Origin of the sequence: Paenibacillus sp. FSL K6-1122 (assembly GCF_037977015.1) — a bacterium.
GTDB classification, from domain to species: Bacteria; Bacillota; Bacilli; order Paenibacillales; family Paenibacillaceae; genus Paenibacillus; species Paenibacillus amylolyticus.
In genome coordinates this window covers 3141355-3156018 of sequence record NZ_CP150272.1, presented here as the reverse complement: position 1 = coordinate 3156018, position 14664 = coordinate 3141355, and the positions used below count along the sequence as shown (strand labels likewise).

Annotated in this window: 11 protein-coding genes; 1 reads left to right on the top strand and 10 read right to left on the bottom strand. The window is 45.7% G+C overall.

The window, feature by feature from the left end; all coding sequences use genetic code 11:
• Positions 1–18: 18 nt before the first annotated feature.
• From NSQ20_RS14575 to NSQ20_RS14535, 9 genes are all read right to left on the bottom strand, one after another.
• Positions 19–1464 (bottom strand): 4-hydroxyphenylacetate 3-hydroxylase N-terminal domain-containing protein, encoded by a 1446-nt coding sequence (locus NSQ20_RS14575; RefSeq protein ID WP_340032835.1) that lies wholly within the window; start codon positions 1462–1464, stop codon positions 19–21.
• 173 nt (positions 1465–1637) lie between these two features.
• Positions 1638–3596 carry an ABC transporter permease gene (locus NSQ20_RS14570; protein WP_340032834.1) on the bottom strand — a complete coding sequence of 653 codons (1959 nt, stop codon included), beginning with the start codon at positions 3594–3596 and terminating at the stop codon, positions 1638–1640.
• On the bottom strand, positions 3571–4341 hold the full coding sequence (locus tag NSQ20_RS14565; protein ID WP_340032833.1) for an ABC transporter ATP-binding protein: 771 nt from the start codon (positions 4339–4341) through the stop codon (positions 3571–3573). The genes NSQ20_RS14570 and NSQ20_RS14565 overlap by 26 nt, the downstream gene beginning before the upstream one ends.
• 313 nt (positions 4342–4654) lie before the next feature.
• Complete coding sequence (locus NSQ20_RS14560; protein WP_339286618.1) at positions 4655–5638, bottom strand: sensor histidine kinase; 984 nt, start codon at positions 5636–5638, stop codon at positions 4655–4657.
• Positions 5635–6339, bottom strand: coding sequence for a response regulator transcription factor (locus NSQ20_RS14555; protein ID WP_047842720.1), 705 nt, complete (start codon positions 6337–6339; stop codon positions 5635–5637). Before NSQ20_RS14555 ends, NSQ20_RS14560 begins: the two co-directional genes overlap by 4 nt.
• A gap of 41 nt (positions 6340–6380) precedes the next feature.
• Positions 6381–7721 carry a beta-N-acetylhexosaminidase gene (gene nagZ, locus NSQ20_RS14550; RefSeq protein WP_340032832.1) on the bottom strand — a complete coding sequence of 447 codons (1341 nt, stop codon included), beginning with the start codon at positions 7719–7721 and terminating at the stop codon, positions 6381–6383.
• A gap of 397 nt (positions 7722–8118) precedes the next feature.
• A complete protein-coding gene (locus tag NSQ20_RS14545; RefSeq protein ID WP_036608606.1) occupies positions 8119–9222 on the bottom strand; it encodes an NADH:flavin oxidoreductase in 1104 nt (367 codons plus the stop codon).
• A gap of 332 nt (positions 9223–9554) precedes the next feature.
• Positions 9555–10862, bottom strand: coding sequence for a hypothetical protein (locus NSQ20_RS14540; protein WP_340032831.1), 1308 nt, complete (start codon positions 10860–10862; stop codon positions 9555–9557).
• A 181-nt stretch (positions 10863–11043) separates the two neighbouring features.
• The gene (locus NSQ20_RS14535; protein WP_340032830.1) at positions 11044–12093 is read right to left on the bottom strand and encodes a 2,3-butanediol dehydrogenase; all 1050 of its coding nucleotides are present in this window, start codon (positions 12091–12093) and stop codon (positions 11044–11046) included.
• 386 nt (positions 12094–12479) lie between these two features.
• On the opposite strand from NSQ20_RS14535, the gene NSQ20_RS14530 reads away from it, so the two are divergent.
• A complete protein-coding gene (locus tag NSQ20_RS14530; RefSeq protein ID WP_340032829.1) occupies positions 12480–13517 on the top strand; it encodes a LacI family DNA-binding transcriptional regulator in 1038 nt (345 codons plus the stop codon).
• 177 nt (positions 13518–13694) lie between these two features.
• On the opposite strand, the gene NSQ20_RS14525 is transcribed toward NSQ20_RS14530, so the two are convergent.
• Positions 13695–14663 carry a D-2-hydroxyacid dehydrogenase family protein gene (locus tag NSQ20_RS14525; RefSeq protein WP_340032828.1) on the bottom strand — a complete coding sequence of 323 codons (969 nt, stop codon included), beginning with the start codon at positions 14661–14663 and terminating at the stop codon, positions 13695–13697.
• Position 14664: the final 1 nt, after the last annotated feature.

Genomic DNA, 14664 nt, shown 5'->3' with positions numbered 1-14664 from the left:
TTGTATTAGATCATCAGATCAGTCCTTAAGCGAGCGTAGCCACGGCTCCACTTTCCCCAATAAGCTTTCCTTGTCATACTGCACATATTGGTTCGCTCGATTGCGCACGGGATCACCCGCGTAGAACCGTTCATATAGATCATGCCTTGCTCCGAGCGGACTTCCGGTCAGCTCCCATGCGAGTTGAAAGAGTCGAATCTTCTCCGGGGCTTGCATCGTTACTCCACCAAGATATTTGCCTATCATGGAACCCATCATTTCATTCATCTCAAACGTACCTGAAGGAATCTGAATCAGACCACCCGCAGCAATCGTCTTCAAAATCTCCACCGCGCGGGGGTAATAGCGATTGCCCAGATTACGTGCAGTTTCAATATATTTGAATTCCGGCAGCCAGTTGCCAAATGTGTCCGGCTTGGACTGTGCTTCAGCAGCAATAATCAGTCCCTCGATAGTCTGCATCTGACTGATCAGCTCTCCAAGTTGTTCCTGCACATTCAGGAAAGAGTCCACCCCAATCTCCTTGGCAATGGATGAGGTCACGGCTGTAATGAACTCCAGTTTCGAGTGTAATCGAATGACACTCTGATGGTAGGCCAGACTGGCCGAAGCTGTATTGCAGCGAATCTGCCATACGGCTTCAGGGTTATTGTGCAGTAATACACGTTCCCAGGGCACAAATACATCATCAAAAAATAATACAGCATCCATCTCATCATACTGCGCACTGAGTGGATGTGATTTATCTGTATCTTTTGTGGCAAAAGATTCACGACACATCATGTGCAAGCCCGGACTGTCCGCGGGTACAATTACCATATGGGCCAGCTCTGGCAGGTGGCCTGGAATTCGTTGAACGGGATAAGCAATGATATCATCGGCATAAGGCGCTGCTGTTGCCACCATTTTGGCCCCGCGAATGACTACGCCCTCCGTATTACTTTTGATAATCCGTAGCATGGCATCCTCATCTTCACCAACAGGCAAGGAACGATTAATCTGCGGGTCCCGCTGGACAATCGTCAGGAATGCATCTTTTCGTTTGGCTTGTTCAAAATAAGCGGATATTTTGTCTGCAAATGCCGGGTCATGCGCTGTCATCTCTTGTCGTGTTGCATACCAACCTGTCAGCCGGGATCGGGCATAATCAGACAATCGGCTCATCACCCCGTACGTCCGATCGGCCCAGAGCCGAAAAGCATCCGCCCTGCTGTTTACGTCAGGAAGTGAACGAGGCACAAGAAAAGAGCGATGCACGTAACTTCCCGTCTGTTCGTCCCAATAGGCCACGGTTTCCCTTGTCTCCGGGTCATCCACCAGATTGAACAATCCTTCTATGGTTTGAAGTGTTCCCTGAAAGGCCTGATGCCCAGTTACCTGGATACGTTCTCCGTCCAGCCATACATTCCGCTCATCATTCAAACGTTGAATGTAAGCTTGTCCACGAGACATCGTGATACTCATGATATGTCCTCCCTCTCAGGCACCGGCCTGACATTTCTGTAACTCCATCCTTCTAACTGCTTGAGAAACTATGTAATGATACATTCTGTATCTAACAAAATAGTACTGTGCCAGGGATAGAAAAGTCAACAGACACCGAGCGAAGAGTCCGGTGTCTGTTAGGCCATGCTATTTTAGACTAATTTGGAATACATGTGACGCAGATACCGCCAGCGCACGAGTGCAAAATACAAAATCTGCATGGAAGCAAACACCAAGAAGATGCGCAGGCTATATCCAAAGACCGAGAAATCAACCAGTTGCTGCAACGCCACAAAGGCAACCGAACTGTGGATGACCGCCACCAGAATCGGCAGGAAGAACATAAGCAATAGCTGCCTTGTTACGATCTTACGGAGTTCGGGACGACTCAGTCCCATTTTGCCAATCATGCGATACTGCGCTTCATCCCGTTCTAGATCTGCGTAAAGTCTGAAATACGTGAAACTTGCTGCAAAGGTGAAGAAAACAATGCCGATCAGACCGCTCAAAATTAGAATGATGCCATTGGTCTGCTTGGAATTAAGCCAGTCCACCACAAGCGCGCTGACCTCGTAATAACCTTTTTCGGAATGATCATCTTGAATGGATTTGATCAATTCAGGAGCAAAGCTGCGTGTACCCATCCAATCTTTCACGATAAATTGTATCGTTCGACTCGAATAGAAACCTTCAGGCATGCCAACTTCCTCGTTGTACGCAGGTCTCATCTTATTAAACAATTCGTCGGTTACGACGTAGAGATAAATTTCATATTGAAAAGGAATCACAATATCGGTACCAGGTGTCGATAGCTGGACAGGTATGTGCTGATTATCAACCTCCAGATTGATCTTTCCTCCCGAGGCTCCTTTTTCAACCTGTTCACGGTACTCCTTGCGCATCGCCAAATTGCTTGGTGTCATAAATGACTCATCGATTTGTTTCAACGTACGTTCTTCATACCCCAGTGCCTTCGCAAGACGGTTATAATCACTCAGTTTGATAATATTCCCATTATTATTTTCACCTATAGGAGCATAACTGCCCTTCACGTAGGGAACTTGATGATCAATCAACGTTTCTTCAATCTGCCGAATATGTCGCTCGGAGTTGGGAGTATACCAGTTATTCATATAACTGAATGCGTACGGATTCGACATGGACGACAACCCCGGGTCAGCAATAGCAAGCATGGTTCCAATTCCCGTAAATGAAGAAGCCGAGATGATACTTACCATGAAAAACATGATGGCGTTATCTTTCATTCGATAGGTAAGTTCAGATAGGAAGAGCAGATTGGTTTTACGGAAAAACAACCTTGGATTTCTTTTCAGTGCCCGAATGATGTATACACTGAGCTGCGTGAACAGAAAGTACGTACCTGCAATAACAACCACGACACTTGCGAGTAATAACGGAAAGGAGAAGCTTATCCATACAAAAGTGAATACTCCTGCATAACCCCCACCAATCAACAATACGGATAACAAGGCGAGTAGACGTGAGGCTTTGGGTTCCGGTTTCGGTTTTTCCTCTGATTTCACAAGGTCAATGAGAGTTCCTTTGCGAATGAGCAAGGATGAGGACATCGCGATCACAACAAACAGCAGCAGAAATGCACCTGCCGTCAGGGCAATGCTTTTTAGCGGAAAATAGAATCGAAGACTGTTCTCAACAGCCAGCATGGAGCCACAGATCAGCAGAATCAATTTGCCGAAAATAATTCCGAGTCCAATCCCGGTAATGATGGAAGCTAATCCGATACACATGTTCTCCATAAACAGAAGTCTGTTCATCTGCTTACGTGTCATGCCTATGATCAGGAAAATACCAAATTCCTTCTTGCGCGTCTTCAGAAATGAACCAACGGAGTAGAGCAGGAACAGGAATGAAAAGATGAATATAATGATCTCTGCAATCACAAACCCCTGATTTGCAAGCAACGTAACCGTTCCACTTGATCCCTTTAACCCCGCTTTCAAATCAGGATGGAACAGGAGCAATGCGTAAGTAAAAAAGATCATAACGGAAAATGTACTGCTCAGAAAATGAGCCAGATAAATTCGTTTGTTGCGAACAACGTTATTAATGGCGAACTGGCGAAAATTCATGTCCTGAACCTCCCATTAGGGATAATACATTAATAATCTTCTGGTAAAAGGCTGCGCGATTATCGCCGTAGTGAATTTCATTATACAGTTTGCCATCCTTGATAAAGACAACCCGACTGCAATAACTTGCAGCTACTGCATCATGAGTGACCAGCAGCATCGTAGCCTGATCCTCCTGATTGCGCGTTTCGAGAATCTCCATGACATCTCTTGCCGCCTTCGAATCCAGGTTGCCTGTTGGCTCATCAGCCAGAATCAGCTTCGGGGAATGGATAAGCGCTCTGGCAATGGCCGTACGCTGTGCCTGTCCTCCTGATATCTCATATGTCCGTTTGTTCAGAATACCCTCGATCCCCAGCTTGCTTGCCAGATGTTCAACATGAGTGTTCATCTCTGCTAGCGAAACACCGTCAAGAGTCAGTGGCAACACAATGTTTTCCTTGACTGTCAGGGTATTTAACAGATTGAACGATTGAAAAACGAATCCAAGCTCTTTGCGCCGGAACAGCGCGAGTTCGTCCTGATTCAATTCAAACGGATTCTTCCCTGCAATCCGCAGTTCGCCTGATGTTGGATGATCAATGGTTGAGATCATGTTCAGCAGTGTTGTTTTGCCACTACCGGATGGTCCCATGATGCCAACAAACTCACCTTCCTGAATACTGAGGTCAATACCTGATAACGCTTCATAAGATACGATGCCTTTGTAGATTTTACTGATCTGTTTCACAGAACAAATCTCCATGGTTACAACTCCTTAGTGATATATGAATTCAAAATCAAGTTACTTTTCATGCTGTGTGCATGCGTATTGTGCGTGGCCTTTCCTGTACTCTTATGACTATAGTCTATCGAAGTTTCGGCCATTCTCCTATGGTTTAACCTTTCATCAACATGACAATGTTGTAAGGTTGCATCATAAAAATCAAAAAGACGCCTTCGCCCCGATCAGGCAATAGACGTCTATACTTACACTTACACTGTAATATATACTCCACTCACACTTCTTCAACAAAAATACAGAACTCACGTCCCAATCTTATCTTCAACCTGTCACTTCAAGAGTTGAATGTAATTCGGACAGTCGTTCCTTCGCCGTACACAGATTCAAGATCAATCCTATGATTCATCCGTGTTAACACTTCTTTGGCAATATACAGCCCCATGCCTGTGGACTCTTTGAAATGCCGCCCGTTCTCCCCGGTGAAGAAAGGCTGGAATACCCGGTTTAGATCAGACTTCGGAATTCCGATGCCCTGATCCTGCACTTCCAGTATGATGGAGCGTTCGGCTTCATACGCACGCACATAGATCTTTTGCCCGCTGCCCGCGGAATATTTGATTGCATTGGACAGTAACTGTACCAAGACAAAACGAATCCACTTGGCATCGGATTGCACAACCAGCGCAGAATCGATATGTATCTCTGGATAGACGTGATTGCGGATGAAGAACCGTTTCAGCTCATGGATCGCCTCTCCCCCAGCGGTCCTCAGTATCACAGGTTCCACACTGAAATCCTGTTCGAAGGTATCCAACCTGGCCACATACAGCACAGTCTCCAAACCTCGCCTCATCTGGTCCGCTTCCTCCCGAATGCTTACGAGCCGAGGATCATCATCTTCCTGACCTTCCACGGTCAACTCAATAACGGATAACGGTGTCTTCATCTGATGGACCCACTGGTTCATGAATGTCAGATATTCTTGCTGCCGTTGTTCCAGCCGATGAAGATGAGCATGATACTGGCCGTATTGTGAATCCAACAACTTCTCCAGCGCCAGTGATAAAGGACTTGTTTCGTTCAATGGTACAAATTCCTTCAGCGAATCCATCGACCGTGACATCCGGGTATAAAAGGAACGATGTGAATAATAACGATACACCAAATATCCGATGTATAAAAATAATCCCAACGCTACGGCATAAGCAGCCGTGACCCAATCGTTGTAACCGTCATACCAGAACACTGCAACAACGGTGAACAAGATGGCAACAACCCAGCACGTTAAAGCGAGATGTTCTCGTATAAACAATCTCATGATGGTGAAGAGGCCTTCCAGGTATTGTTCAATCGGTAACCCGAACCTCTGACCGTTTCCAGTGCGTCCGTAATACCAAGTTCGGCTAATCGTTTACGCACCCGAGTAACGTTAACGCTGAGTGTATTATCATCCACAAAAGAGTCATCCCACAGCTTCTCCAAGATTGTCTCTCTGCTCACAAGCTTTGGACTGCGGCGCAGTAACGTTTCCAGCAGAATCGTTTCCTTCTTCGTCAGCTGCACTTTGCGATCACCAAGCTGAATCTCCAGTCTTTCCAAGTACACGACCAAACCGTCCAGTTCCACCTTGCGTTCTTCATCACGTGCAGCATAGTCCCCATATACCCGGCGCAGCTGACTTCGAATTTTTGCTATAACAATCTCATGCTCAAATGGCTTCGTAATATAATCATCCGCCCCGTTCTCCAGTGCCATGACCTGATCCATCTTCCCACTCCGCGCGGAGATAAACAAAATGGGGCATGTGGACAGCGTACGAATCTGGCGGCACCAATAGAAACCATCGTAACTCGGCAAGTTGATATCCAGAAGTACCACATGTGGCTGTACCTGCTCAAACTGTTGCACAATCATCTCAAAATCCTCGACCAGAACGGCCCGGTCCCCGTAGCGTTCAATATGAGATTTCAATAATCCCGCAATCTTGGGATCGTCCTCTATTATCATAATGGTATACATTATTGGATCTCACCTCTGGCAAAATCATAACACAGGATTTATTATCTAGCATCGATTTGCTTACGCCAATCCACAATATCTGCATTCAATTGCTTCAGGTCTCCGGAAGCTTTCTGATCATCGGATAACTTGTATTGTTGCTTCAATGCCAGGATACGATATACACTTTCATCAATTCGGGACTCGGTGATTTTGCCTGACTTTACTGCACTTATTAGCGTATCAAAAATCGTCTTGGCACTCTCATAACTGTGAGCTACCAACAGAATGTCACTTCCTGCTTTAACAGTTGCTAGGGTTGCCTGGTCCAACTTGTAGTTCTTTGCGATTGCACCCATACTCAGGTCATCTGTGATGACGACACCATCATAATTGAACTTCCCGCGCAAATGTTCACCTATAATGACATCCGATAAGGAAGCCGGATGATCCGGGTCCAGCTTCGGGAACAAAATGTGTGCAACCATGACCGCCTCTACCTGCTCCTTCACTGCGGCCTGGAACGGAATCCATTCAAGCTCGGCCAGTTGTTTTTCCGTTTTATTCACGACAGGGAGATCGAGATGGGAGTCCACGGACGTATCACCATGACCCGGAAAATGTTTCACTACCGGAATAATGCCTTCATTACGTAGTCCCTTCATCTCTGCAATCCCCATACGTGACACCAGTTCTGCCGAGCTGCCGAATGAACGATCTCCAATTACCGGGTTCTTCGGGTTACTATTCACATCCAGCACAGGGGCAAAGTCCACATTAAAACCCGCAAGCTGAACCTGTCTCGCCAACAATTCGCCCATCGTTTCAGCAAGCGCGCTGTCTTTCGTCTCGCCTACTTTTCTACTGGAAGGAATGGATTCCACCGTCTCTGGCATACGACTGACTTTGCCGCCCTCCTGATCCACACTCATGAAGATCGGTACCGGGTTGGACTGATTCGCTTCCTTGATGGACTTCACAAACTTGGCTGTTCCCTCGAGTGTTGATACATTGTTGGCATAGAAAATAATCCCCCCTACCTTTTGATCGGTGATCATCTGTTTGGCTTGATCATCCAACGTTGTCCCTTGAACACCGGCCAGTATCATCTGTCCAATCTTCTCTTCTAACGTTAATGAACTAAGCTGCTCCTGCACCGGATCGACTTCTTCTTGCGGTTCCTCTGGTACTTCTTCCTGCGGTGGAGCGGTATTCTGCTCCGGCGATGAAGAAGATTGCCCTGAGTTGGAGCCAGCATTCGATCCGGTGTTCGAGTCCGTTGCGGAGGAAGGTTTCTGTGCTTGGCCACATGCCGATAAAAGCAGTACGATCCCCAGCAGAAGACACAGCATCTGCAGTGGTTTTCTCCATTTATTGTTCGAGTTGTACCTATAGTTGTGCAAGGATATTCATCCTCCTTATGTAATGTCATCTTGGCAACCCTTGGGTTCAGGCCTAACCTTATCATAAGGTGGTGGATTTTCAAAATAAGTCGTACTGAAGATTGAATCGTTGTTTAGACACTTAAGCGGTAAAAAAAGTGGTTGCACTGGAACCTGAGATGTGGAACTTAATGGTGTTGTGACTAGGCGCGTGTGCGATGTATGTGGAGAGTAAAAAGGAGTAACGGTGCAGGAATGAATTTCTATTGTGAATTTTTCATATGTTGAAATTATTAGTATAGTAAGATCAAAAAGCCGCCCAAAGGCGGCCTATTTGTTCGTTTTTGTTTTACTTTTTGTTGTAAATCGTTGCCGTTCAGCGTTAGTTCACCTTTCACCAAACGTTCTTAGGCTTCTATTAATGGAGTGTTTGCAACACTTCCGTTGTAAATGGAATGATTTCGGATATGCGACCTTCACGAACTTTGGCAGGCCATTCGGGATCACTAAGCAGAACACGACCCAAGGCGATCAGGTCAAATTCATTGTTCTCCAACTTCTCATTTAATTGATCCAAATGGGCATCCCCTGTTCCCTGGTTCTCGGTTGCTCTGTCTACGAATTCAGCTTCAAGACCTACCGATCCAACTGAAATAGCTGGTTTACCCGTTATTTTTTGCGTCCAACCCGCAAGATTCAGCTCAGATCCTTCGAATTCCGGTAACCAGAACCGGCGTGTAGAGCAATGGAATATATCCACGCCAGCAGCACTAAGTGGTGCCAGGAATTGCTCCAATTGTTCTGGCGTCTCCACCAGACGTGCCTCATAATTCCCCATCTTCCATTGGGAGAACCGGAGCACAATTGGGAAATCAGGACCAACCGCCGCACGACAAGCTTCAATCACTTCAACCGCAAATTGGGTTCGCCGTACCAAATCACCACCATAATTGTCGGTCCGTCGATTCGTCTGCTCCCAGAAGAATTGGTCAATCAGGTATCCATGGGCTCCGTGCAATTCAATGCCGTCAAACCCGATTCGCTGTGCATCCGCTGCCGCTTGGGCAAATGCCTGTACAAGACCTTGAATCTCCTCTTCCGTTAATGGTTCACGTGATGGTTCACCTGCCATGCTAACCCCTGACGGACTTACAGGCTCAGCTTCTGCGTTAGGCAAGTCACCGGAACGACGTGCTGTACCCACATGCCACAATTGTGGCATGATTTTGCCACCCACTTCATGTACTGCTTTCACTACATTAGCCCATCCTTGCAACGAATCTTCACCATGGAATAATGGAATACTCGCTCCACTAACCGAAGATGGATGATTAATGCCTGTACCTTCCGTTATGATGAGCCCCACTCCACCTGCTGCTCTGCGACGATAGTATTCAGCAACTTCTGGTCCAGGTACGCCCTCTGGTGAGAATCCGCGAGTCATGGGTGCCATAACGATTCGATTAGACAATGTTAGCTTGTCCGAGGTGAAAGGTTTGAATAATGCTGAAGGTACGTTCATAGTACATTGCTCCTTTGCAATTGGAAGTGTGGAACTCCGCATCCACATGAAATGCGACATGCTTTCGTATATTGTAACACGTGTAATCCAGTTGACTGGTTTAGGATTATTTCTCTATCCATTTTATAGTTTCTTAATTTTATTTTCAAATTTTCGAAGTTGGGCATTCAAACTACTCTTATAGAAAAAAAAGAAAGCTACCTTACGGCAGCCTCTGTTGGATCACACTACCGAAGCAGTCTGACATGCACTCTACTACATCTTAAAGTATTTTCCCGGTCACCAATAATGTGGATGTAGCATAGTATATAATCCATAATCTTCCTTCCAATTTAATTAGCATTCACGGGGATATCGCTGCGGTTCACTCGAAGCAATTTCCCTGATGAATTTGATAACACATCCGGATCAGTACCCAGACCAAAGTAGAAGTCACCCTCGTTCTCTTCGAAAGACTTGGCATAGGTGTCCTGGTTAAAACGTAAAATCTCATTCCATGTGGTCAGATCCGTTGATTGGTAGACCCGATTGATATACAGATTGGCACTTTGGCGAGTGTACGTAAGCACATACACCTTGCCATCACGCAACAGCACATCGGTTGGGAGCGCCTTGGCATCCGGGAGATTAACTCGCCTTGCCTGATTGATGTCGGTCATGACATTCAAAGATTTGGGCAGCAGCTGCCCATCATTAAACACGCCACCTGCTATATAGAGCAACTTGTTATTGAAGTTAACATTTTTGCCTATTTTATTATAAGGAATCGTGCCCGTTTGATAGGTTAGTCCAGGCAGCATTTTGTTACCATAGATGACAACATCTCGTTTCTCAAGTTTTTCATTAATCTCCAGAATATTAGTTTTGTCATTCCATATTTTATTGGCAGGATACATCATGCCAGATGCATATAACTTGCCATTAAGATGGAACATGGTATAAGCCCGGAAACCAAACGTATTAATAGTCGCATATTTTTGCCAAGTTTCACCTTCATTATGAGAGATTAGAATGGTTGGTTTGGACTCTGTACCCAGCGCGGCAAACATCTTGCCCTGATAAGATGCCAAATCGTATACGTGTACACCCAGCGGCAGATTGCGATATTTGGTCCACACCTCTCCATCCAGACGATAGAAGTTACCCAGCTCCCACTGTTCACTATCAGAATCATTGCCAGGAATATATAATTTATCGTTTAGTACTCTGTAGATATCAATCTGTTCCTCATCCACATACATTTTCGTTGATGGCAAGATGCCCGGGTTGCTGTTCGTCACCGACTGGGTCTTGAATTTTGCATTCGCTGTATCATAATAAATGACTGGGATAGGGCCTGAATTAGGAGCTACGCCCAGATTGCTGCTATTTCCGTGGCCCAAATATATCTTGCCGTTGTACAGTTGCATGTCCCAGACGTTATTAGCATATGGTGTTTTGGTAAAAGGTCTGCCTAGCAGTTCGATCTTCGATGTTACATCCGCTGAACTGATCGGTGCATTCGACACCTTGGCAAGCCCACGTTCCGTCGCAGGGGGTTGTGTTGTTGAGTTTTTCGGCTTGGAGTTCCCCATAAGCATCCAGCTCATTCCTGCGACAATGGTCAAAATTACGGCTGTCCATTTTGTATGTCTCTGCATGTCCGCTTCCTCCTTCATTTTTTCATCATCATTACCTTCACACCAAGATGATACAATTTGTATCTTTTTATACTATGTAAAACCACCCGCACATGCAACAAATTCCGCCCTATTTATACAAAAAAAGTAGACAATCACATCTGTTGATGTGCTGTCTACTTGTTCTTACTGTCTGTGATTTCTATTCAGCTTTTACCAAAATCTTAACCTGATTTTTCTCTTTCAACAGTGCTTCAAATCCATGCTCTACCACTTCATCCAACGAAATTCGTTTGGTCACCAGCTTGTCAGCCGGGAAGAAACCTTTATCCATCAGACTGATAACAGCCGGGAACACATCGCGATAACCAATAATGCCATTAACTGTACGTTCTTTCATGACAATTGAGTTCGGGTGAATCGGTGCTTCCTGTTCAAAAATGCTGACGATCATCAACTCTCCACCAATACGTGTTGAATCGATGGCTTGTTGCAGAACACGTGGAACACCGGTTACTTCATAGGCTACGTTAACGCCACCTTGTGTACGTTGATGGATCTCTTCCACGACATTAAACTGCGTTGGATCAATCACAATGCCACCGAGCTCTTCGGCTTTTGCTTTCCGTTCATCCGATAACTCCACCACATAAATATCCGATGCTCCCGAAGCTTTAAGCGCTTCGATGACCAGTAGTCCGATTGGGCCTGCACCAAACACAGCTGCTGTATCTCCCACTTTCAGCTTGCTTTGGCGCACAGCGTGAAGTGCTACAGCTGAAGGTTCAACCAACGCACCTTGCTCATACGAGATTGAATCGGGAATGGCATGTACCATGTTTTCTGCAGCAGTTACATACTCGGAGAATCCTCCTCCGCCTCCAGCGAGTCCAAGGAAACCCATCTGATCGCACAGATTGTATCTACCCTGTTTACAAGCTTCGCAGTGTCCGCATGCATAGATGGGTTCTACCACAACACGATCGCCCGCCTTGAAACGTGTAACACCTTCCCCTACTTCAACCACCTGTCCTGAGAATTCATGCCCCATAACTATAGGCGCTTGTTCCCCTGTTAGCGGATGCGGTGCTTGAGCGGGAATGAAGATTGGACCTGCTGTGTACTCGTGTAAATCACTGCCACAGATACCGCACCATTCTACTTTTATTTTGACCTTTCCTTCTTCAGGCTGAGGTTCATTAATATTTTCGAGACGTAAATCTTTGACTCCATGCCAACGTAATGCTTTCATTCATTTCATCTCCCAGATCATAATTTGTGATATAATCGGAAACGTTTCCGTAAATTAAATATGTCACATTTTAGATACGCTGTCAAACATATTTCTCCATTAATATGGCTATTTCATGATCATATCAAGTTCACTTTAGAATGCTTATACTTTAATTCAAGTGATCTTAACGGTATTACAAACGATGTAATCCTTGTTATTAACATATATTATGACAAATATTATTGCAGTCCCATCGAAATTTAATCAGGCCTCGCCATAAATCTGGCCCATTCACGGGATACTTCATTGTTCAAATGTTATAATCAAGTTATATAACTATCGTGAAGTTCATACATATTCCTAATAATTCGGAATCGTTTCCGATAAAGTGAGGTAACCGTACATTGAGGAAAGAACAGAAACTTACGATCAAGGACGTTGCAGAGCGTGCCGGCGTGGGCATCGCTACCGTATCCCGGGCCATCAACAATTCAGAAGGCATCAGCAGTAAAACACGGGATAAGGTGATGCAGGCCATTGAAGAACTGGGTTTTGTACCCAACACCTCGGCACAGAGTCTGAAAATCCGGCAAACGCACCAGATCGCTCTTGTTGTACCCGACATACGTAACGCCATCATTCCGGAAATCTCCTGGTCTGTAGAGCAAACGGCGAAGCAGCATGGGTACCATGTCGTGCAGATCAATACGGCAGGCAATGCCAGAACGGAGCTTGAAACCATTCGTAATGTCAAGAAATTGCATGTGGACGGACTAATCTTCATGCCTCTGGCGTACCCCAAAACGTTGTCCGGACTGATTGATAAAGCGCCGCTCCCTATCTCCATGATTAATTACGGCAAAAAACTGGAACCGGGCATGAAGGCAGATATCGTCTCTCTGTCTCAACCTGAAGGCAAACTGGTGATGGAACATCTGTTCAAAATCGGCCGGACTCGAATCGCTTATGCGGGAGCACCGAAGGACATTATTGAAGAACGCTTTCGTGCGTATGAGCAAGCCGTAGGTCACGTGGACATTTCTCTCGTCTACTTTGGTGAGGACTTTTCATTAAATACAGGTGCCAATGCTGCAGATTATTTTTACGGACTTACGCATATGCCAGATGCCGTCTATGCCATTAATGATATGGTTGCCATCGGATTGGTTAATCGGTTCAAGGAGTTAGGGGTTCGTGTACCTGAAGATGTGGCTGTTGTGGGTGTGGATAACAATCAATGGACAACCGTCACGTCTCCTCAGATTAGTTCCGTGTCTATTATGGGCGAAGAAGTCGCCAGACTTGCTACCGAGCTGTTGTTAAAACGAATTCGGGAGATGAGTACGACCGATTACGAACACATCCAATTTGAACCGCGCTTAATCGTTCGTGAATCAAGCCTCGCCATGATTCATTCTTCCCAGCGAGGACCACACAGTTAAATTTGGTGAGGGGGATGGGTCACTGGGATAAAATGTATTTTACATCCGTCCCTTCATTTGTTTTCTACACAGATATACTAAAAAGGTGTTGCTCAGGTCTAACTCTTTCCTGGCAGCACCTTATTTGTCGTTGATTCTATATAACTATAGCAGAGTCATACTCCGCATACGTTCATTCTAAGAATGCAGTTGCCTGATCGGTGTTCCCTTCAGGAACATCGCTATATTCTCTACGGTATGATTATAATAGATCTCATAATTGCCACGAGTCACATAACCCAGATGCGGTGTGGCCAGAACGTTGGGCAATGTTCGCATCACATGGTTAACAGGTAGCGGTTCCTGCTCATATACATCCAGACCTGCACCAGCAATCACACCACGCTGCAATGCCTCCACCATAGCTTCCTGATCGACAATGCCCGCTCGCGACGTATTTATTAATAGCGCACTCGATTTCATTTGTTGAAATTCGGCTTGTCCGATCAAATTCCGCGTACGATCACTCAATACCAGATGAATGGATACAATGTCGCTCTGTGCAAGCAGTTGCTCCTTGGTCTCGCACCAGATCACACCATGTTTTTCGGTTTTCTCACGTGTTAGATTCTCGCTCCAGGCCATCACATTCATGCCAAATGCTTGTGCGATCTCAGCCATGCGAGTTCCTATCTTGCCCAAACCGAGCAATCCAAGTGTTCTCCCATGCAAATCCAACCCTACAGTGCTCTGCCAGTTTCGATTGGAGCGAAGTGCATTATTTTCCGTAACCAGTTGTCTGGACAGCCCTAGAATCAGTGCCCATGTAAGCTCCGTCGGCGGATTAGAGCTTCCCTCGGTTCCACACACAATAATCCCGTTCTTCTCTGCAGCCTTGAGATCTATCGATGCGTTGCGCATACCACTTGTAATCAGAAGTTTTAGCTTAGGGAGCTGCGAAATGACCTTCTCTGGAAACGGTGTACGTTCCCGCATCAGGACTACAATATCAAAATCCTGCAATTCCTGAATGACTTTTTCTTCCGAGCCCATATAGTTGTTGAATGTCTGAATCTCCACCTGATCCATCAACGGACCCCAGTCCGCCGACGTCAGCGCAACGTTCTGATAATCATCCAAAACGGCACAGCGCAACTTCGTATTCATT

Bases quoted from the DNA above. Each gene is read 5' to 3' on its own strand.
- NSQ20_RS14575 (WP_340032835.1), bottom strand. From the start codon at position 1,464: ATGAGTATCACGATGTCTCGTGGACAAGCTTACATTCAACGTTTGAAT.
- NSQ20_RS14570 (WP_340032834.1), bottom strand. From the start codon at position 3,596: ATGAATTTTCGCCAGTTCGCCATTAATAACGTTGTTCGCAACAAACGA.
- NSQ20_RS14565 (WP_340032833.1), bottom strand. From the start codon at position 4,341: ATGGAGATTTGTTCTGTGAAACAGATCAGTAAAATCTACAAAGGCATC.
- NSQ20_RS14560 (WP_339286618.1), bottom strand. From the start codon at position 5,638: ATGAGATTGTTTATACGAGAACATCTCGCTTTAACGTGCTGGGTTGTT.
- NSQ20_RS14555 (WP_047842720.1), bottom strand. From the start codon at position 6,339: ATGTATACCATTATGATAATAGAGGACGATCCCAAGATTGCGGGATTA.
- NSQ20_RS14545 (WP_036608606.1), bottom strand. From the start codon at position 9,222: ATGAACGTACCTTCAGCATTATTCAAACCTTTCACCTCGGACAAGCTA.
- NSQ20_RS14540 (WP_340032831.1), bottom strand. From the start codon at position 10,862: ATGCAGAGACATACAAAATGGACAGCCGTAATTTTGACCATTGTCGCA.
- NSQ20_RS14535 (WP_340032830.1), bottom strand. From the start codon at position 12,093: ATGAAAGCATTACGTTGGCATGGAGTCAAAGATTTACGTCTCGAAAAT.
- NSQ20_RS14525 (WP_340032828.1), bottom strand. From the start codon at position 14,663: ATGAATACGAAGTTGCGCTGTGCCGTTTTGGATGATTATCAGAACGTT.